The sequence below is a fragment of the Butyricimonas synergistica DSM 23225 genome, from assembly GCF_000379665.1.
GTDB classification, from domain to species: domain Bacteria; phylum Bacteroidota; class Bacteroidia; order Bacteroidales; family Marinifilaceae; genus Butyricimonas; species Butyricimonas synergistica.
In genome coordinates this window covers 859,507-881,458 of record NZ_KB903360.1, presented here as the reverse complement: position 1 = coordinate 881,458, position 21,952 = coordinate 859,507, and the positions used below count along the sequence as shown (strand labels likewise).

Sequence of the window (21,952 nt, the reverse complement as noted above, 5' to 3'; positions counted from 1 at the left end):
CAGTCTAAAACTCCCTCCCGCAAAGCAGGTTTCCAGTTTTCCGGGAAAGTATTGTCCAGGTAGAACACGATCGGTTTTACCGGTTCAACAAGTTCACCCCGCTCCCAGGCTTGAACATCTTTCGGTTCCAAACGCCAACGATTGGCAAATGAATAATATTTAGATCCTTCCCTGGGAGAAATATTTTGTTTCCCGGTCAAGAAAATCCCGATACGGGGATCAGAAATTCTCGGCTTCATTTTTTCTTCCGGCAACAACAACACGGTTTTCACGGTATTAACGGAAACATCCCCTAAATTAAAAGAGAAGAAGAGGAAACTAGCGGTACAATTATACACTTCCTGAGACTCTATCGAGATATTATCATCAAAAGATTTTATCTTTCCCGAGGAAGAAAGCTCACTCTTCAACTTTCCGCTAATAGGCAACATACCCATAAAATATCCCCCGATAGGATTCATTGAAGGATCGGAGAATATCTTTCCCACCTCAAATACAACCGCAGTGCTATCTTTATTGTAAGCCTCCAGTTTGAATTTTAATTTACGAACATCCATGAAATTCAAAGCCGCAGCCTCTTGCATTTCTTTTGTTTGATCAAAAGTGGTATAAGTAGCGCACTCGTTCATAAAGATTGTACTATCTTGCAATTTAAAACGAACGTGCAAAGGATCTGAGGACTTATAGCCCACGTTTACCGTGGAAGGATCACTCGTAGCGGAAGGAGTGGAAGCAATTAAAACATCCCGTCCCATATATTTTAACGGGTACTCGAAATAAATTTTATCTCCAACCCGATGAACCGTGATAAAGTTTCCGCGAAATTCCTCGTGTTGTTTTCCCTTGAACAACTTCTCGTATTTCGATTCTACTTTTTTAGCGGTAGAGTCTTGTTGTTCAGTTTTTGCTTTCTTCTTTTTCTTCTTACCCCAGGCGTACAAGGGTTCCGTACACGGGAGCAAGAATAGTGACACAAGTAACAATACTAATCCTTTTTTCATACAACAGATTTCTAAATGTTAATAATCTATTTTAATTATTCTAAAACCAAGGGGCTGTAAATATATAAAATACATAAAACACATCCTCGCTTTATTGTGTTATATTTCTCTTAAATTAAAAACACCCCTCGATGAAATCAGGAGGCAATCTCCCCCATTAAAAATAGACCCTACTTTTTTGATTATAGTACCAAATTTAAATATTTTTGTAGCCATATTACGAGAATAGAAACTCTATACAATTTTGCAAGCGAAGAAAATATATTACCATAATGATACACAGAAAATACCATTCTTTTTTCAAGTGTGTGATTGTGTTAATCACATACTTGGTTTTTACGTCTGCCCTTATCCCCAAAACAACTCAAGCGGAAGAGCAGCAACGCCTACTTATTATCAATTCTTATAACGAAGGGGCTCCCTGGAGCCAAGAATTGATCACCCCAATCACGATGCAAACAGCCCAGACCGCAGGAGTATCTGCCGAAATCGTTCACATGAACGGTACGTTCATCCGTAATGATAAACTATTCAAACAGATGGAGGATGGTATTTTTACCCGTTTTGAAAGCAAAAAACCTACTTACCTCGTACTGATCGGCAACATGGCTTTTACTTTAAGAGATCGAATCAAACAGGAATGGGGCGACATCCCGATGATACTAATCGGCAACGAAGATTCATTCGCATCAACCGAATACTATTTTACAGGTGGTTCTTTAAATATATTGGACGGCAAATTAACTCCATTATCCCAAATCAGACAGCAATACAATTTCACGTTCATCGAAGTACCAAATATGTATAAAGAAACCATAGACATGATGGTACAGATGCAACCCCAAATAAAAAAAATCGTCTTTATTGCAGACGAACTTTACACGAACCGTTACCTGGACAAACTTGTTCACTCGCATATTCTGGCGAAATACCCTACCCTCGAATACGAGTGGCTTGTCGGTAATAATCAAAACGCCGATCACTTTCAGGATTACCTGGTCAGCCGGGATCTGACTATTGGATTACTTTTCTCGACTTGGTTCTACGAACGCAAAAATGTTCACGGGTTCCCAATGCTCATTTCCGGTGATACACGTATGATATCCGCATCCCCTCATCCTGTTTTTGCCCTACGAAGTGCCTACCTCCAAGACGGTGTTTTGGGAGGTTATTTCCCCGCCAGAGAACAAACACAAGAAGCTCTGACAACACTCGTTGTCAAAATGTTGGAAGGAAGTTCCATGCGCAACATTCCCTTTATCTATTCCACGAAATCCTACCCCATTGTCAATTACACACAACTAAGCCAAGACCATCTCTCCATCGAAAGGTGTCCCGCGGGAACAAAGTTTATCAATAAACCGAAAACCTTATGGCAGCAATACAGCTGGCAAATCATCATATGCGCCATTATTTTTGCCGCATTGATTATTGTGGCAGTACTAAATTCATTATTTCAACGCAAGAAACTCGCCCTTTTCAGGACTCACAACATACTGGTGCGCAATATGCCAATCTGTTACGCGCAAGCCGCTATCGATCTCGATAAAAACGGACACATAACGCACGTGACTTACCTCTCCACGAACGAATCATTTCATGCTTTAACCGATCAGAATACTGCCGAGAATCAACAAAAATCACTTTTCCCTATCGATTATATTTCACCTTTCATTGAAACTGTATTCGAGAAAGAACGTTCTGTCACATTCACTCATTACTTCAAACAGACCAATACTTTTTATGAATTCATCATTTGCCAATCCGCCGAAAAAAACGTGATTGATTTTTTCGGGATAGATGTCACAAGCCGGAGCAAAGCGGAAAACGATTTAAGGGAATCAGCCAAGAAATTGGATATGACATTGAGCGTGGCACGTATTATACCATGGCGTTGGGATTTGAAAAATCATAGAATTGCCTGTGAAGTACAACGTGTGCTAAGCCACATGAACTTTACCAAAGTAGACGGTTCGACCCACTCGATACACATGATCGAGGAAAACGAATACTTCCAGAGAATACATCCGGATGACGTAGACCGCATTAAGCAGATACACGGCAACTTTTTAAACGGCAAATTACAATACACCAAGGCGGAATTCCGTATTGTTTCCCAAAAAGCCGGGAAAGAACACATCGATTGGCTAGAAATCAATGCGGCGGTATCCCAATATGATACTACCGGACAACCCACCACTCTTATCGGCTCATTACTATTGATTACCGAACGTAAGAAACAGGAACAGGCTCTTGTATCGGCAAGGGAAAAAGCGAAAGAATCCGATCGCCTGAAATCTGCTTTCCTCGCCAACATGAGCCACGAAATACGCACTCCACTGAATGCTATCGTAGGTTTCTCGAACCTGTTGACCACTACAGAGGACGAAGATCAGAAACAACAATTTATAAGAATCATCGAGAATAACAACCAATTATTACTGCAATTGATTAATGACGTGCTTGATTTGGCTAAAGTCGAATCGAACACACTTGATTTTAATTATCAATCCACTGATCTGAATGAATTAATTCGTTCCGTGGAGAATACAGTACGCCTACGCGTCCAACCGGGAGTAACATTGAACTTCACTCTCGGGGCAACTGATTGTTACATTCAAACAGAGCCCAATCGCTTATCCCAGGTATTGATTAACTTACTGACAAATGCCTGCAAGTTCACTCCCAAAGGATGTATCACTTTCGGTTATGAATTGCAAGAGGATGAAATCCGTTTCTTCGTACGAGACACCGGATTAGGTATATCACAAGAGGGACAAAAACGAATTTTTGAACGTTTCACCAAATTAAACGATTTCGCCCAAGGAACCGGGCTCGGGCTTTCCATTTGCAAAAGTATCGTTGAAAAAATGTCTGGTCGTATCGGCGTAGAATCCCAAGGTGAAGGCAAAGGCAGCACTTTCTGGTTCTCCGTCCCGTACCTGACCGCCACTATCGAGAAAAAAAAGCCTGGAGCTATCGAAATACAAAAAGAAAACATAAAACAGAAAGACATTGCGATTCTGGTTGCGGAAGATAACGAAAGCAATTATCTGCTGTTCAAGTCGATACTTGGTTCAACATACAAAATCATCCACGCGTGGGACGGAAAAGAAGCTGTTGAACTATATAAACAACATCAACCTCAAATCATCATCATGGATATCAATATGCCTAACATGGATGGTTACGAGGCAACACAAGAAATCCGGAAATTCTCTACCACAGTACCTATTATCGCCGTCACGGCATATGCTTTCGCTTCAGACAAGGAACGGATCATGAAAAACGGCTTCAACAGCTATGTTTCCAAACCACTAAACGCAAACAAGCTGATGCAGGAACTTAAAACAGCGCTAAACTCAAGTTTCACGCTGGTGTAAACACATTTATATGCCCTTTATCAAAGAGGGAGCCGAAAAGCGCTCCAAGCTTTTCAGGCTCCCTCAAAAAATATACCCGATACTTTAATGTCGCTATTATCTCATTTCTTAATAGATTTAATCAACAACAAAATAGACTGATAATGCGCTTGATCTTCTTTATGAGCCGTATTCAAACGACTTTGCACCATTTTTTCCACCTTGTGTATCATTGCCGTATAATAAGCCGCAGATTCGTCAATCCCGTCAATGGCAACAGGCCGCATGAAATTATACCCGGGATTCACCTCCTGGAATTTTACCTGGGACGCAATAATCCCGCTACCATACGTGTCTTCAAATTTTTTCAATTGCTCATAATTAGCCTTCACTAATCCCGACTCATCCAAACCAAAAGCACAAATTTCCTCCACGGACGGAGCAAAGGGATTTAAATCAACAGCCAAACCATTCAAAAATAATCCGCCTCCCTCCTTCGGCACCAACACGCTTTTCGCGGTAGCCATCAAAGCCCGTTGCATAATTTTGTCTCCACTTGTAAGTTTACGACCATTAATGGTTGACTCAAATACATTGCCGTACAAGTCCTCGAAGTAATCCCTCATAGAATAAGCATCTTTAGCAACATGGGAAGACAAGGTTACACGTGGAGCCATGGACAACAAGGACTTCATCACGGCATTCTGTACCAACGCTGAAGATTTCGTCATCAACTTGTACTTGCTGATATTCTCCTCGGCATCCAACCAATCACTGTTCCGCATCTGCCGGATGACCCAATTCATAGAATTTCTCTGTACATCCTTCGGCACAGATTGATAACGGATTGCCGGAGTTCCGTCTTTCGCTTGATTAAGATAAATACCTCCTACATTGTAAATCGCATTCAAAAGATAACGATAGTACTGTACCACGATATTCTCGTACAAAGCATAACGATGGGAAGCATCCGGATCATCCTTGATCCAATCATTCAAATGTCCGATGATGTATTTCAGATTTTTAATTCCGTAAGTTCCCGCTTTCACCGGATCATCCCCTAAATCCTCTTCCAACGAACTCGGGTCATAACGACTGAATATCTGCTGTACGCCATAGCGATAGAGGGGATCTCCCACTTTTTCGTCTATCCACCGCTGTAAAATTTCAGCTTCTTCCTCTACCGACTTATTCCCGCTAATCGGAGAATACAACCATTTAATCGCGTAATAATCATATACTCCCAAATCCGGAGGTGTCAATTTCACCTCGCCGTCAGAAGGTTGAGCCACGTAATTAAATCGCGCGTAATCCATGATTGAAGGAGTTGTCCCGTACTTTTGGGTAAAAGCAACAGAGCGCAACGAATCCACGGGGAAAGCCGCGGAAGCAGCCATATTGTGCATCAACCCCAAAGTATGACCGACCTCGTGAGCCACGATATAAGCCATCGTTTCCCCGAGGACATCATTCGGCAACTTTCGACCGCGTACCCGGGGATCGATTTGAGAAGTCTGTACAAAACGCCAATAATTAGCCATTTGCACCACATCACTCCACACGATCACCGAAGCGTTCACGATTTCACCCGTGCTCGGATCCACCCACGAGGGACCCATGGCATTAGCTGTCGCTACCGGCAAATAACGGATACACGAAAATTTCAAATTATCGGCATCAAACGAAGGATCATTTTTCGGGAAATCGTAGATACGAACAGCGTTTTTAAAACCTATCTTCTCGAACGCGGCATTCCAACGCAACACGCCCTCTTTAATAGGAGCTTTCCAGTTCTCCGGGAACAAAGAATCCAGGTAATAAACAATCGGTTTCACGGGTTCCACCAGTTCACCTCTTTCCCAAGCCTTCATGTCCTTGGGTTCCAACCGCCAACGATTTGCCAAAGTATAAGTTTTGATACCATCTTCTTGATTCGTCAACAATTGCTTGCCAGTCAAGAAAATCCCGATACGCCCGTCAGAAATACGAGGTTTCATCTTCTGTTCCGGCAACAACAACACGCTATGCGTTACTTTCGTGGTTACCTCTCCTTCCCCCAACACGAAGAAAAGAACATTCATCCGGTAAGTATACGACAAGTCTGCATCAATAGACACATTATCCTCAAAAGCCTTCAAATCCCCCAACGAACACAACTCCGGCTTCAAAGTAGAATTTACATTTACCAACCCAGAACCTTCCGACACGGGAGAAAATGCTTTTTCTTCTCCCAAAAACATTTTTGTCATCTCGAACACTACGGCAGAACTATCCGCATTATACGCTTCCACCGTCATTTTCTTGAAATCCGAATCGGAATAATTCAAATCCCGGGCTGCCTGCATCGTCAAATCTCCCGGGTCACACTCCATGGAAGCGTTAACCTTCCGGAGGAACACCAAGCTATCCTTCAAAACAAAGCGCACGTGCAAAGGATCCCGCATTTTCATTCCCACCGTACTTAACGAAGGATTCGTGGTTTTCTTGACAGTAGCGGCCATCAACATCTCCCGCCCCATGTATTCCAAAGGCATCTCGAAATACAATTTCCCCTTCACCTTGTGCAGGGTGATAAAATCACCTTGCACACACACGTGGCTTTTATCTGCAAACAACTTTTCATACTTGCTTTTCTCTTGCTGCTCCGTGGTATCATTATTTTTTCCCTTTTTCTTTTTTTCGGCTGCTTCCGCAGTCATCAAAGAAACACTAACAAACAGTGTCATTACAAAAAATACAAACCATTTTTTCATACACTTCTTTTTTAATTTACTATTTATTTTCACACACTTCAATATTGCTAAAAATCATTTTTTACCGCCTATCACGATCTACTTCTCCACGGCATCCCCTATACCCTGGATATCAATCCCCAGACTATTAAAATACTCGATTACCGCCTTATACTTCTGCCGAATCAATCCGTTCACGTCTTTTGCATCCGTCAATATCCCTTCATGAGTAAATGTATTCGTAGAAGGGGACTCCAGAAAACTTTTAGGATTAGAAAGAATCACCTCCACGTATTTATTAAAATCCCTGATCGCATCCCGGGATTGATTCAATGCCAAAAAGCCCAAACCATACATCTTATCCCGGGAGTAAGATACAGAATTATAAACAGATACTTTCGAGAAAGCTTCCGGTACCTGCAATAGACCATTATCCATTAACCTTTTCACGAAAGCCTGATTCACGTCCGTTTTAAACGCGTTGCGTTGTGCGGCCGTCATATTGTCGATAGAATTATCTCCCCAAGCCATCGCGAACCCGTCAAAATTCACGTAAATATTATGCTTGTGGACATAAGAAGAGTAATCATCCAATTGCCCTAACAACATAAGTTTCAAAGGCATCCCTTCCCGCAAAATATCTAAAGAATAAAAATTCAGGAACTTGGACTCTATCAAATCAAGCTGTTTGTTAATATAATTCGTATCTGCAAACGTATAGGTAATTTCCTCCTCATCCAGCCAAGTATTATACTGCCAGCGGATATCTTTATCGGCAAATTTGTATAAAATAAAAAAATTCGCTTTTTCCTGCCATGCCACGATACGTTTGTCAAAATCATGATTCCCTTGCGGAAGAACATATCCCATCTCGGGTTGCTCTGTCGGGGTCAAAGCACTCTCGTCGTGACAAGCAATCATTGCCATCAAACAAAGGCAAATCGAACTACATAATAATATTCTTTTCATCACGTAATCTTAAATTATTAATACTTATTTTGTTCCAACCTGGCGTTATCCTTCATTACCGCCTCCGGTATCGGCAGAACATAATGCGGACTTCCAACTTCCAGCACGTAAGTCGTCGCCGGACTACCTACTTTATGCTCCAACCGGGGCATTCCCGTGCGGCGCAAATCAAACCAACGATGGTCTTCAAACATCAACTCCCGACGACGCTCGAGCAAACAGAAATCATATAATTTATCGGCAGTGCTCACGTCAATATCCGTACGACTTTCCACGGGCACATAAGCCACGTGCCGGGTATCAAAACGGGACTCACGCAACCTATTCAAATCAGTCAAAGCTCTCTCACGGAAACCGGCACTCCCTTCCCTACGGTATTTCTGGATATACGCCTCCGCCCTATTCAAATAAAGCTCCGCGGTACGCAATCCCTTGGCAGAACAACTATACGAATAAATGCCATTAGCCCTCCCCTGCTTCGTCACCCAATAGGGATAGTAATGTTTTACTCTTTGGCTATCATAGTAATATCCGGAAACGATCTCGTAGCATCGTCTTAAATCTCCGGCATCCACTTTCGAATCATTCCCCGGGTTATTCAATTTTTCAAAACAATCCACCAACTCATCCGATATGGCATATAAAGCCGGATCTAGCGAACCGGAAGTCATACTTGTATAAAGTGTATTTTCTTTGGAATTGCCATACATCCAAATAATTTCATTACTGACACTCGAGTTATACACGCCACTGTAAGTTTTATCTATATTCCCGCTAACAGCATTCTCGACATCGTCAAACTTGGAAAAATCACATAGACCGGAACGAACCTCCAAGACCGAATCCGCGTAAACAATAGCTTTATCCCAATTCTCCATATACAAATACATCCGGGACAACAAAGACATCCCTGCCAGATAACTCATTTTCCACGCTGAAGTTTCCGTGCCATACTTTTTTAACAATGCCGTTCCTTCAAGCAAATCTTTCTCTATCTGCCCGTACACCTCTGCCACGGAATTCCGGGGAAAAAGCTCACCGGTCACTTCCATCGAAAGTTTCAAAGGAACCCCGGGATTCTTCGCGGGATCACCCTCGTTGTAAGGCAACCCGTAAAGATTTACCAGCTGAAGATACCACCACCCGCGTAATACAAGTACTTGTCCTCTCATATCATACTTTTTCTCCACATCCCCACTCACCCGGTCAAGATAATCGAGCACCACATTACACCCGCAAATCCGGCTATAATAAAGATCCCAGGTCCCCATTCCGTTCACCAAGGCACACTCTTCATACATCTCTTTTTTCCACGAGAAAATAGGCCTGAACTTTTCTACCAGGTTCAATACCGCTTCGTTCCCACTAACCACATCATTAAATTGCATGTTGTCCGTGAGCAACTCCAGATAAGGCATTATAATATCGCCATTCAAACTCGTCATTCTCGGGTAAGCCTCTCCCAGCATCACCTGGTACAACTCCTCTACCGTGGAAGGACGCACCTCGCTCTGACTGGTTTCTTCCAAGAAATCATTACACCCGGTCAATACACAAAACACGAGCAATATACTGTATCGTGAAATTAATCGTCTCATAATCCATTTTTTAAAAACTAACACTCACGTTCAAATTATAATTCCTTGCCATCGGCTGACTTCCCGTGGCAACCTCAGGATCACGCCCCTTGAAATCGTTACTGACAAACTGGAACGGGTTCGTCACGCTGAATGACAACCCTATACTCTGGACAAAACCTTTTATCCACTTTTCAGGAAAGGTATAGGAAAGAGAAATATTATTACATTTCAGGAACCAGGCATCCACCACCCGTTCGTCACAATAATTATAAATTTCATGCGGGTATAAAAATTTACCATCAGGAGCTTTTATCCGTCCCTTATCCGCGTACGGGAGTGAAGGAATATTCGTGTATACTTCGTCTCCCGGTTTACGCCAACGTTTAACCAACTCTTTAGGCAAATTATTATAATCACTGGGAATATCATTCTGTATTCCGGCATCAAATGCCGGTGCCAGAAATTTCTTCCCGCCTAATTGCAAATTGAAAGAAGCAGACAACGCTAACGATTTATACCGGAAAGAAGTACTAAGCCCTGCCGTGAAATCCGGGTCAAGTTTCCCCATGTACTTCATGTAAGTCGTGGCATCCGTCTTCACTTTCGGGTTCTCCTCCGCGTCAAAAAAATCAAACAAAGGCGAACCGTCTACCGGGGAAAGCCCGTCAAAAGCAAAAGCCCAAAATGCAGAAACCGGATAACCGTCCCGGCTCAACCCGCCACTGGCAGCATTCGTCCAAGTCGTATTCTCCTCCAATTTGGAAGTAATCTTGTTATAATTCTTGGAAGTATTCAAACTCAAATTCCACACGAACTCGTCCAAACGCAAAGGAACGAAATTCATCGTCAACTCCCAACCCTTGTTTTCCATGGTTCCACCGTTCATATACATGGATGTCACCCCGTTTGCATGAGGCACGGCTCTCCGCACGACAATATCTTTCCCCCTCTTGTAATAATACTCGAAAGTACCCGACACATGATTATTCAATAAAGTGAAATCGACACCCAAATTTACACTTCTGTTCTTTTCCCATTTCAACCGGGGATTGGGCAACCGCGAAGTAGTCAAATAATATTCACCCGTCGGTCCCCAAACACCACCGTCCGAGGGGATTCCGGCTATCAAATCCGGACCGGACGCCTCACATACATTTCCTTGAAAACCATAAGAAGCCCGGAAACTCATCTCGTTAAGCAACCTTTGCCCTTCCATAAAATGCTCTCGCCCTAAATTCCAACGCACACCGACAGACCATACCGGCTGGAAACGAGCGCTTTTATCCTGCCCGAACTTATTAGAGGCATCCCCACGGATACTCGCGTTAAAGATATAACGTTCGTCATAAGAATAAGTCAACGTCCCATAATAAGACACGTAAGTCGCTGTATTATCCGTGATTTTCTGGTTCATCTGATCAAACAACGGGTTGGCTGTCTTATTGGTACTATAAGCATCCTCTATCTCCACGGGAGGTGTCACGATAGACTTACCCCGGCTGGGAATATATCCCCACACCGTTTCATTATACCCCTCGTTGCTTGTCTTGCGGGCTTCCTGCCCGATCAACACGGTATACAAATGCTTATCCGCGTGCCCCACGTAAGAAAGCGAATTCCGGACAGTCCATGTTTCCATCCTCGATTCCATCAAAGACAACTCTCCACCTTGAGGTAACCGCGATTTTTTATACTGGCTGTCTTCCGGGGTATACATCCCGAACTCGTATCCCCGGATCTCTGCCATAGCGTTAGACAACTCGGTCGCCCAGGTTTCCCCGTGCGTAGAGGAAGTTCCGTAAGAAAAAGTCAGTTCGTACTTCAGCCCGGACAGGATATCCCATCCTCCGAACAAACTAAAATTCAAATTCGTTGAACGATTTTTGTTACCCGATTGCGATAACTCGTGCAGTATATTGTAATCATAACCGTTTCTCTCCTTGTAAAATGCTAAAGAACCGTCTTCATTATAGCAAGGGATCGCCCGGCTCGTCCTGGAAGCGTATTTATACGGGTCAATCTGGTTAAACGCGTTCGTTTTCGTGACACTACCGGACAAACTTCCCGACAAATGGAATTTCTCTTTAAAAATCGTGGTAACATTCACCCTACCGTTATAAGACTCGGAATCGTTACCCTTGGCCGTTCCGTTATTTCCCGTGATTCCGAAACTGGCGTAATACGTGGTCTTGTCGCCCCCCCCGGACAGGCTGATATTATGACTATGGCTAAACGGATTTTCATAAAGAATATCAAACCAATCCGTATTCATCGTTTCCAATTTCTTCACGCCGGCATTAAACTCATCGTAAGAAATTTTATCCTCTAAATACCTTTTCATTATCCCCGAAAAGCCCACGGAAGGAATCTTCGAAGCGAGAGCGGGATACCCGTTTTCATAAATCTCCCGGGAAACATCTATCCGCTCTTTGGAATTCATCAATTCCATCTTATCATAGGTCAGTTTCGAACCGATGGAAAAATTACCGGAATAAGTAACGCTCACCCTACCGGCTTCTCCCCGTTTCGTGGTAATCACGATCACGCCATTCGCGGCCTTCACCCCGTATATGGCTGTCGCCGAAGCATCTTTCAACACGGTAATATCTTTTATATCCGAGGGATTAAGCCAGGAAATGGCACTCCCCACGAAATTTCTCATCATCTCGAAATTATCCATGTTATCCTGACCGAACAATTTAAAATCTTCTGTTTTAAAAGGAAGCGGATCTTCTTGAATAATACCATCTACTACCCACACGGGTTCCTGGCTGCCTAACAACGTGGAGGTACCCCGTACTCTCACCTTTTGGCGCGTACCTATCAACCCGTTCGTGTTCTGAATCACCATTCCCGCGATCTTCCCCTGCAAAGCCTGCTCCAACGAATTTGTCGCCGTGAACATCAAATCCTTCGCCGACACCACGCTGGAAGACCCCGCCATATCAGACTTCTTCAAAGTTTGATACCCCGTCACGACCACCTCATCCATGGCTTGCACATCCTCCATCAACACCACGTTCAACATCTCCTCCCCCCTCCAGGCGATCTCCCTCGTTTTCATACCCACGAAAGAAAAAACCAGCACAACCGTATCCTTTTGATTTACATTTATTTCAAACGTCCCTTCCACATCACTCGCCACACCGGTTGAAGTTCCTTTCAAAGTGACAGTGACACCCGGTAACGGCTTTTTAAACTCGTCCCAAACCTGCCCTTTCACCTTGACCATCTTCACCTTATCGACAGCATCTTCCCCCGGCTTCAAAACAAACGTGATACGGTTATTCACGATCTCGTAAGCGTACTTCGTGCCCCGGAGCAACACGAGCAACGCTTCATCAACCGTGACCTCTTTCACGTTCAACGTCCTTTTACCCAAATCCGCGATAAAACCAGCGTTAACCACGAAATCAAAACCGGTCTGTTGTTTAATCTCTTCCAGAATTTCCTTGACCGAAACATCCTTTTTATTGATTGTAATCCTTTTTTCTCTTACCTGTTGCTGCATTCCCTCGTGATCAGCGGCAAACCCAGGAACGATCAAAAATGTCGAAACCAGTAAAAACATTAAACTGATTCCTTTTTTTAATACACTTCTTTTGTGATGTAATTTTTTTTCCATAATTTAGTTGATTAGTTTTTAACATGTATCTATGTATAGCGACGCCAATCTTTATACACGCGATACGATTATAGGAAGTATCCCCCGGATGCTTCTTATTTTTTCATGAACCACCTTTCATCCCATAGCTACTATCATTTAATTATAAACACTTTATCTGATTCCCGAATAAAATTCAGGCTTGTACTTTTCTCTATCAGCAAAATCAGGTCGGACAAAGGCACATCCCGTTTTGTCGACACGTAAAACTCGATCGGCTCCAATTTCGCCTTGTCATATTTAAACTGCACGCCGTACCAAACCGCGATCTTTTTCAAGAAATAATCCAGCGACACCCGCTCGTAATTGAACTCATTATTCATCCAGGCAACATACCCCCGCACGTCCACGTTACTCACGCGTACCTCTCCACCCGCGGGATTGTAATCGCACTTCTGGTTCGGCTCCATCATCACCTCCTTGCCCGCTTCCGCGTGGAAACCGACACTCCCCTCCACGAGCACCACCTCGATATCCCCCTCCAAATCTTTACTCGCGTTAAACTCCGTCCCGTAAACCTTCACGAACGCATCCCCCATTTTAACGATAAAAGGATGGACCGACTTGGCGACCTTGAAATAAGCCTCCCCGTCCAGTTCCACTTCCCGCTTCCCGCTAATCCCGGCAACGGGATACTTCAACCGGCTCCCGGCGTTCAACGTCACCACCGAACCGTCGGCAAGCTCCACGCTATAACTATACCCTGCCGGCACGATCAGCGTGTTGTATTCCACTCCCTTCTTCGCCCCGACCGCCCCGCGATAGACCAACCGCTCACGAGTCACTTTCTCTATCCCGTGCCGCCCGCCGGGCAACTCGTTACCCGCTTCCTGCAATTCCAGTTTCAAACCGTTATTCAAAACCAACACGGGTCTCCCGTGCTGCCCGGGTTGTTCTATTTTGACAGAACGATCCCTCCCATCGTCCATAAATGGCCAAACACAAAAGCCCAAAACGACAACCGCGGCTGCCACCGTGGAAATTCGCTTGAGCCACCTCCGGGTATTTTCCTTTTTCCTTTTCCAGTCTTTCAAACTCTCCACGAGCCTTTGTACATCCTGGCGTTTATCTCTCGCCGCCCGCTTTTCATGGTACCGCATAAATAATTCCCCGGAAGCCATCCTTTCCAAGAACTCACGATCCGGAGCGTCATCCTGCAAGAAATCAAGCAACTTCTCACAGGATGCCATATCCCGTTTGTCCTTCATCGCTTCCAGCACTTCTTCTACAATTTCATGAATCCTTTCGTAACGACTTTTATCTAGTTCTTTCATCTTATTTTCTCCATTTTAATAATAAGATGCATGAACTCGAAATTTTATCCGACTTTCTCAAGTTTTTTTTCAAAAAATCAAACGAATGATGAAAACATCCCTAAAGACAACTCAAAAAGAACATCAGAACAAAAATATCCTCCTTGGATATTTTCTTCTTCAAGATAGAAATAGCTTCATGTTTCCTTTTATAAACGACCTGCTTGGTCTTCCCGAGCTTCAAGGCGATCTCTTCCGAGTTCAACCCCTCGAAGAAAAGGCGAAGCACCTCGGCACATTCTTGAGGCAACAATCCCAACATATACTCGCAATTCCCCCTCAACTCGCTTTCCAAAACATCAAATTCAAACGCCCTCGTCTGCAATTCATGCTTTTTATATTCTTCCACGTAGTAATTATGCCTCACGCACTGGTTAAACTCGTTCCTCAGTGCCACGAAAAGATAAGCTTTCAACCCCGCCAAACTTTCAAACCTAGTCCTAGGAAACTGCCACAACTTCAAGAACGTATCATGCACGACATCCTGTGGCTCCACGTTCGTGTTCCCGTACAACTTCAAAGCGTAATAAAACAGATCATCATAAAACAAAGAGTAAATCTCACCGAAAGCCGCTATATCCCGCTCATTGAATCTACTCAATAAATCAATCGAACCTACTATTTGCTTTTTATTTTTCACGACAAACACTATATCTCACAGGCAAAACTAAAGAAAAAAAGCAGGTTCACAAAACAACCATTGCAAATTAACAACTGTTCCAACAATTCTTTTCCCGTTACCGAGAAAATTATCCCTAATCTCGTTATGCTACCCAGCATTCACCCTATTCCGAGAGAAGTCTATCCCGTAACGGATATATCTGACATATATTAGTTAGAGTTACCTGTTATCAACTCCTATTCAACTCCCATTCATCTCCTATTCATCCTCTATTAGAAAAGAAAAAATATAGGTTTTTATTACAATTTGAATATGAATTAATATATGTTTCATACCAGATATATTCAGTTAAAATCCAAATATGTAGTAAGACTTCCCCATATACTCCCTGAATGCTCGTCGAATCGTCATCAGAAAGAGCAGAAACAATGCCCCTATTATACAAATAGGGAGCCAAAAGCTCTCTAGACTTTTCTGGCTCCCTATTGAAAAAGCACTTCCGATATTCTATTTCACAATAACAGTGAAGACGGAATCCAGTAGACGGGTATATCCCTCGTTAGAAACTTCCAACGAGATCACATAACGACCGGGAGGCACCGTGTGGTTCCACGGCAACTCGATCACGCCCTTGCGAGCCACTGTGAATTGCGAAGCCGCTTCCGGGTGCCCGTTATCACAAGTGATACTCTTAATGGAATAGACCATGGGGAAAGTTCCCTGCACTCCCTCGATAGAAGTCGATTGCCAAGGGATCTCGAATTTGATCTGGTGCGCATCGTCTTCCGGGTCTAACACGGCTTTCACTACCAACGAATCCGGCGTATAAGCAGCATTGGTTGTCATCAGATAACCGACCGTGATATCCTGACAACAGATTGCCGACACGCTCACGAAAGCCAATAATATTATTATTCTACATATATTTTTCATCCTGGAAATTATTAAAGTTCTGAAAATTGATACGTGTAACTCAAGGAGTGTACGACCCCGTTGTTCATTTCAATGTCGGCAGAAGCGATTCCCACGAGGAAACCGGTCTCCAACGCATGTAACCCCAAGGATTCCGCCCCGATGTCAGCAATACCCATGTAAGAGGATTTCGCCCGAAATACACGTAACTTCGTGCCAGATATAGCATTGATATAGGTTCCACCCTCGAGGGTTCCCTTCACTTCATAATCGAATTCCTCCTTCATCATTTTCTTGGGAAGGACGTGACACAGAATCATTTTCCGGCACATATCCGCAGGGATGTCCTCTATCCGGTTGTACAGCATCTCGTCATTGCTATCCACAGTTTTATACATAAATTGCATGATAGAGAAGTTCGTCGGACCGAAAAACGTGATCTCCGGATACGCCGGGTCTTTCCCGTCAAACAAATCCACCAGTCCCGCACGCTCGATAACCAAAATGGTCGAATCCCAGTTATAGGAATCTTTATGCAGGTATTCCCACACGGTGCAGTCGTGCCGCCCGTTTGCCAGTCCGGTATCGTGGAAATAATCATTATCACACGCACCAAAGCTGAATATAAATAGAATCATTAAATATCGTAGTTTCATAATCTTGCATTTTTAATAAGCATATCCATTCCGTTTCCAGTATATTGTTTGCCGCATCAGGGTATTGTTCGTGAAGGCACCGTTCCCCACGGGCAGATAGCAAGCACCCTCCGCCACGTCCTGCTCGGTCAGAGTCTTGTATTTACCCCTTAGTTTTTCCCGGAAAGTACCGTTCCGGATGATGTCGTAATAACGAATACCCGTTTCCAGAAATAACTCCTTATCCCGTTCCTTGGCAATTGCCTCCTGCAAATCACCCTCGGCACTGGAATACAAGGGAGCTCCCGCCCGGTCACGAATCGTGTTCAAATCGGCAATAGCCCCAGGAGTATCACCTGTCTTGGCTTTCACCTCGGCACGAAGCAGGATGATATCCGCCAAACGAATTAAAATCTCGTTATCCTCGTACGACTTCAAGGTTCCATCACTAGATCCCCCCACATTAAGCACCACGCCCCGCCACTTGCTGATATAAGCGGCTCCTTGAGTCACCGATGTTGCCACACCTGCCATAGAGTCCAACTTGTAAAAATATTCATCCCGCCGTTCGTCCGACTTGTCCTTGTACATTTCCATAACCGTAGTGTTATTGATACGCATGATTGAACGCCGTGTAGCAGGAGTCGTCAAAGGCTGTATCGGCCATTTCTGACAAGCCCCGGCGATGAAAGATCCCGAAGTTTTCAAATCACCCGGCGTATTTTGATAATCTACCTCGAAAATCCCCTCGTCACTATTTCCCAACATCACCACGTCACAAACCTCCTTCGGGTTCTTTGCCAAAACATAACCACCATGCTTAATCACAGAATCCGCCTCGGCTATACTCAACGTGTTCAATTCCGGCTCGTTATTCAATGCCGCTTTCCACGCGTACAAATGTGCCAATATAGCGTGAGCAGTACCTCTGGATGGCACTTGTTTACTGGTCACTTTCACCTTATTGGCATCATACAAATCCCTAGCCTTCGGTAACATTTCCGCAGCCGATTTCAAATCCTTAATAGCAAAATCAGCCAATTCCTGCCACGAGGTGCGGGCTTTTTCACCCACGTCCACCGATTCTTTCACGAGAGGAGCATCTCCCCACGCTCTCAATATATAGAAATAAGTATAAGCTCGAATACAATAAGCCTGCCCAAGATAATAATTATGTCTCTCTTTCGGTAAATTTGCCCTGTCAATATTATCTATCACCAGATTCGCTTGAGCTATCACTTTGTATTCATTTGCCCATGAAATCGCCGGATTACTGGCGTTCCACATGTAGCTGGGTTGATTTTCGGAAGGATATTTCCATACCGCATTCAAATAATCGCAAGGCAATCCTCTATCCCTGTACAACACAACCACATCACCAAACACCGTGCGAAACACCGAATGCAACCCGTACACGGCACTCTCGACATCCTTCTCGTTTTTCCAAAAATTATTGTTAGTTACCGCAATTTCAGGCTCTTCGGTCAAAAAATCCTCACAGCCAAAAACGATCGCCGCAAGAAGTACAAGCAGTAATATATTCCTTTTCATAAACATCAGAAATTAAGGGTTAAACCTAACGTGACACGCGTACTAAGCGGGTAATTGCCAAAATTATCCACACCGGTAACCACGTCAACAGATTCTGGGTCAGGTCCCGTGTAATTGGTAATCGTAAACAAATTCTCCCCGGAAATAAATACCCGCGCACTTTCCATTCCGGCACACCTTGTCCATTTTTGGGGCAAAGTGTACCCGATTGTCAAAGTTTTCAATTTCAAGTAACTCACATTCTCCACGTTAGAACTGAGTATCGTCGTGAAGTTACCCAACCCGGATTCCAAGCGATTCATGGGGAAATCAGCCTTGTCTCCCGGTTTCTGCCAGAAAGTAACTTTATCCAGATCAGCAAAAACAGGCTTGGTCAAATCATCCAATGTCAATCCCAAACTCGTTCCCACGGAAGCACCTTTCCCGGCATTCAAGATATGACGACCAAGCACGTAAGAAAACAACATATTCACGTCAAAACCCTTCCAGTTTAACGTCGAAATAATACCGCCACTAGCTTTCGGCAGAGGCGAACCCGCGTATACCCTATCTTCCAGCAAAGGCCATGAAGTTGCCACCGAACCATTACCATCCATATCCATCAAAATCCTATCACCCGCGCGATAATATTGACGATAACTATCACCGCGTAAATAAATCTTACGCCCGTCCTCGTAAATATAAGGCACCTCCTCATCGCTATTATAATACCCTTTATCTTTATACACGTAAAGACCATTTAGCGGCTTGCCAATAACACTCACGTTACTGTCAAAATAACCGGCATCCCCGTACGTCTGGAAATCCACCCCGTTAAGACTCTTTTCCAAGCGATTCCAGTTACGAGCTATATTGAAAGTCATGTCCCATTTCAGGTTGTCCCGACGTAAAATATCCCACTTGATTTGCAACTCGATCCCCTCGTTGGAAATCGCATAAGCGTTCTGCCACTGTTTAATATATCCCGAATAGTTCCCCGGCAAAGTCACATTGTACAACAATTTATCGGTATAACGATAGTAATAATCCAGCACCACGTTCAACCTATAATTAAATAAATCGAGATCCAATCCGAAATCATACTGATCTGTTTCCTCCCACGTCAACGTGGGATTGAACAATCCTTCATTCCACTCCGGGTTGACTGTCGGATTACCAAGGAACGACGCCGCAGGTTCCAACAATCCTAAAGCGATATAAGGCTGGGAAAATTGTTTTCCCGATTTCCCGTAACTAAGCCGGATTTTCGCATAATCCAACACATTTTCAGCCCAATCCATAAACGGTTCTTCGGAAAAAGCATAACCGACAGCATAAGCAGGGAAAGTTGCCCAACGCACATCCTCACCAAACTTGGAACTTCCGTCACGCCTCAAACTGAAGGAAAGCAAATATTTCTGCATATAATTATAATTCAAACGACCGAATACACCAATCATCGTGCTTTTTTCCCGTTTTGACAAGAATTCCTTCAACTGACGATCGCTTGTCACATCGTATGCTCCCCCGTACCAAGGCACATAATGAATCAAATCACTGGGAGCCTTGTAACCATACCCCCCGACTTTATTCGTTTCATCCGATTGCAAGGACAATCCCACCAGAAAATCCACGTTATGATTTTCAGCAAAAGAACGCTTGTAAGTGAACATATTTTCATTCAACAGCATCATATAACGTTCAATCTGCCCGCTAGAATACGATTCGTTGTAATCGTTCAAGTTTGAAGGCAAAAAGATATTCACGTTTTGCTGAGAATAATCCAACGCAACAGACGTTTTAAAAGACAAACCTTTGATAAACTCATAACTGGCGTCAAAACTAGCTCTTGCACGATAAGAATCATTTTTCTCCTTGGTGCCCCGGAAACGCTTGGTAGCCTCGTCAAAAGCAGGTGTACCCTCACCCGGATAAAGCGTTGAAGTCACCAATAACTCTTTAGGTATTTGCTCCAAGTCGGTTCCCGTGTTAAACGAATACGTGTTCATCTCCTCGGAAGAACGGCTACGATCCGTATACGCCAAGTAAAAACGCAAATTAGCATCCATCTTATCCATCGGTTTCACGGTGATATTCGAAATCAACTTCATACGATTGAATCCTGTACCTTTCAACACTCCCGTTTCCGAATAGTAGCCCAAACCGAAGTTATAAGTCACACGTTCCGCCCCCCCGGTCAATTGCAGGCTCGCATCCGTCACCCGTGCCGTACGGAAATAATAATCAAAAAGGTTCGTGGAATTGTTGTAAAATTTATTCAAGCTATCTTGATACAGGGGAACTCCCGCACCATTTCCCTTACCCCAAAAATAATCATACATGATGTCCCGCAAATAAGCCTCTTTATATGACCCCACGTACACGTAACGGTTTTGCTCATCACTAAAACCGGCTTCCTGGTAATTTCTCAAGGCTTCCATGCGGTGATAACGCTCCCGGTTTCCTCCCATAAGATCCGGCAAAGAGGGGTTAAATATCCAAGTCTGTGACACATTTACGCTCACCTTCGCCTTTTGATTGAAACGTCCTTTTTTAGTCGTCACCAAAATCACCCCATTTGCCGCACGCGACCCGTAAATTGATGCAGACGCCGCATCTTTCAACACTTGCACGGACTCGATGTCCTTGGGATCAATTTCCGCCAAAGTATTCAAACCGCTGACCGGAGAGGTAAAACTATACATAGGAACCCCGTCAATTACCCACAGCGGGTTGCTGAATCGTTGTGCTGCCTCTACCGACAAACTATTGAACCCACGAATGGAAATGGAAGTACCTCCGCCCCCGGGAGCTCCCGTCATGTTGATAACACTCATCCCGGCAACCCGTCCTTGCAAAAGATTAGCAAGTGACGGAGAGGGAATATCCTTGATGTCATCGGCATTCACCGTGGACATCGCCCCGAGTACGTCCCGCTTATTCTGCGTCCCGTAGGCTACCACCACGACTTCGTCTACGTTCTTCACATCCTCCTCCAGCGTCACGTTGATTTTCGTCTGTTCTTTGATATCGACTTCTTTCGATTTGTAACCAATAAAAGAATAGACTAGGACACTCGTGCCTGCGGGGACCACAATCTGGTACTCCCCGTTCACGTTCGCACTAGTACCGATTCTAGACGCCGTTCCCTTCACGACAACCGTAGCTCCTGGCAAAGGCTGTCCCAAGGCATCGGATATAATTCCCGACACAATCTTCGCTTTCTGCTCCTTTTCCGGGATAACTACCACTTTGCCGTCACTCTCCGTGCATGATAACTTAGTTCCCGCCAGACAAGCCCTGACAGCTTCCAGCGTGATTACGTCTTTCAAATCCACGGTGACTCGTTTGGTCTCCTTTTCGACTTCCTCTTTCTTGAAAATGACCGAGTTGCCACTCAAACGGTTTATTTCCCGAAGTGCATCCAAGACGCTTACGCTTTCGAGTTTCAAAGGAAATCGCTGAACCGCTTTTTGCCCGTAGACTACCGAACCCGTAAATGTAGATGCTATTCCCAGTATCAAAATACTGCATAACAACATACTACATTTGATCGAAAGTCTACAAAACTTTTTTGTCTTGTAGTTTTTTTTCATAGCTTTGTTTTGTTTTTAATTAAACACGTTCCTTGC

General features: G+C 44.0%; 12 protein-coding genes. 1 reads left to right on the top strand and 11 read right to left on the bottom strand.

The genetic code is table 11. The features are described 5' to 3' along the window. Positions 1-1,001, bottom strand: a 1,001-nt coding sequence (locus A3CY_RS0111985) for a DUF5117 domain-containing protein (protein ID WP_026207603.1), incomplete at its 3' end; no start/stop codon positions are given. A 272-nt stretch (positions 1,002-1,273) separates the two neighbouring features. Here A3CY_RS0111985 and A3CY_RS0111980 point away from each other — a divergent pair. Continuing rightward, positions 1,274-4,384 (top strand): response regulator, encoded by a 3,111-nt coding sequence (locus A3CY_RS0111980; protein WP_018338166.1) that lies wholly within the window; start codon positions 1,274-1,276, stop codon positions 4,382-4,384. 101 nt (positions 4,385-4,485) lie between these two features. Here A3CY_RS0111980 and A3CY_RS0111975 read toward each other — a convergent pair whose 3' ends face one another. The 10 genes from A3CY_RS0111975 to A3CY_RS0111930 all read right to left on the bottom strand — a co-directional run bounded on the left by A3CY_RS0111975 (position 4,486) and on the right by A3CY_RS0111930 (position 21,916). Then, entirely contained in the window at positions 4,486-7,116 is a 2,631-nt protein-coding gene (locus tag A3CY_RS0111975; protein WP_018338165.1) for a zinc-dependent metalloprotease, read from the bottom strand. Between the two features lie 78 nt (positions 7,117-7,194). Then, complete coding sequence (locus A3CY_RS0111970; RefSeq protein ID WP_155828291.1) at positions 7,195-8,064, bottom strand: hypothetical protein; 870 nt, start codon at positions 8,062-8,064, stop codon at positions 7,195-7,197. 17 nt (positions 8,065-8,081) lie between these two features. Beyond that, positions 8,082-9,662, bottom strand: coding sequence for a RagB/SusD family nutrient uptake outer membrane protein (locus A3CY_RS0111965; protein ID WP_026207601.1), 1,581 nt, complete (start codon positions 9,660-9,662; stop codon positions 8,082-8,084). A gap of 10 nt (positions 9,663-9,672) precedes the next feature. After that, positions 9,673-13,269: a SusC/RagA family TonB-linked outer membrane protein gene (locus tag A3CY_RS0111960; protein ID WP_018338162.1), complete on the bottom strand. Its 3,597-nt coding sequence runs from the start codon at positions 13,267-13,269 to the stop codon at positions 9,673-9,675. Between the two features lie 134 nt (positions 13,270-13,403). Beyond that, positions 13,404-14,582 (bottom strand): FecR family protein, encoded by a 1,179-nt coding sequence (locus tag A3CY_RS0111955; protein ID WP_018338161.1) that lies wholly within the window; start codon positions 14,580-14,582, stop codon positions 13,404-13,406. A gap of 100 nt (positions 14,583-14,682) precedes the next feature. Beyond that, complete coding sequence (locus A3CY_RS0111950) at positions 14,683-15,261, bottom strand: RNA polymerase sigma factor (protein WP_169503636.1); 579 nt, start codon at positions 15,259-15,261, stop codon at positions 14,683-14,685. Positions 15,262-15,750: 489 nt separating this feature from the next. After that, on the bottom strand, positions 15,751-16,176 hold the full coding sequence (locus tag A3CY_RS0111945) for a hypothetical protein (RefSeq protein WP_051082722.1): 426 nt from the start codon (positions 16,174-16,176) through the stop codon (positions 15,751-15,753). Between the two features lie 11 nt (positions 16,177-16,187). Continuing rightward, on the bottom strand, positions 16,188-16,811 hold the full coding sequence (locus A3CY_RS0111940) for a fasciclin domain-containing protein (protein WP_026207600.1): 624 nt from the start codon (positions 16,809-16,811) through the stop codon (positions 16,188-16,190). Between the two features lie 12 nt (positions 16,812-16,823). Next, on the bottom strand, positions 16,824-18,341 hold the full coding sequence (locus A3CY_RS0111935; RefSeq protein ID WP_231932294.1) for a RagB/SusD family nutrient uptake outer membrane protein: 1,518 nt from the start codon (positions 18,339-18,341) through the stop codon (positions 16,824-16,826). 5 nt (positions 18,342-18,346) lie between these two features. Further along, positions 18,347-21,916: a SusC/RagA family TonB-linked outer membrane protein gene (locus A3CY_RS0111930; RefSeq protein ID WP_040371573.1), complete on the bottom strand. Its 3,570-nt coding sequence runs from the start codon at positions 21,914-21,916 to the stop codon at positions 18,347-18,349. Positions 21,917-21,952 lie beyond the last annotated feature (36 nt).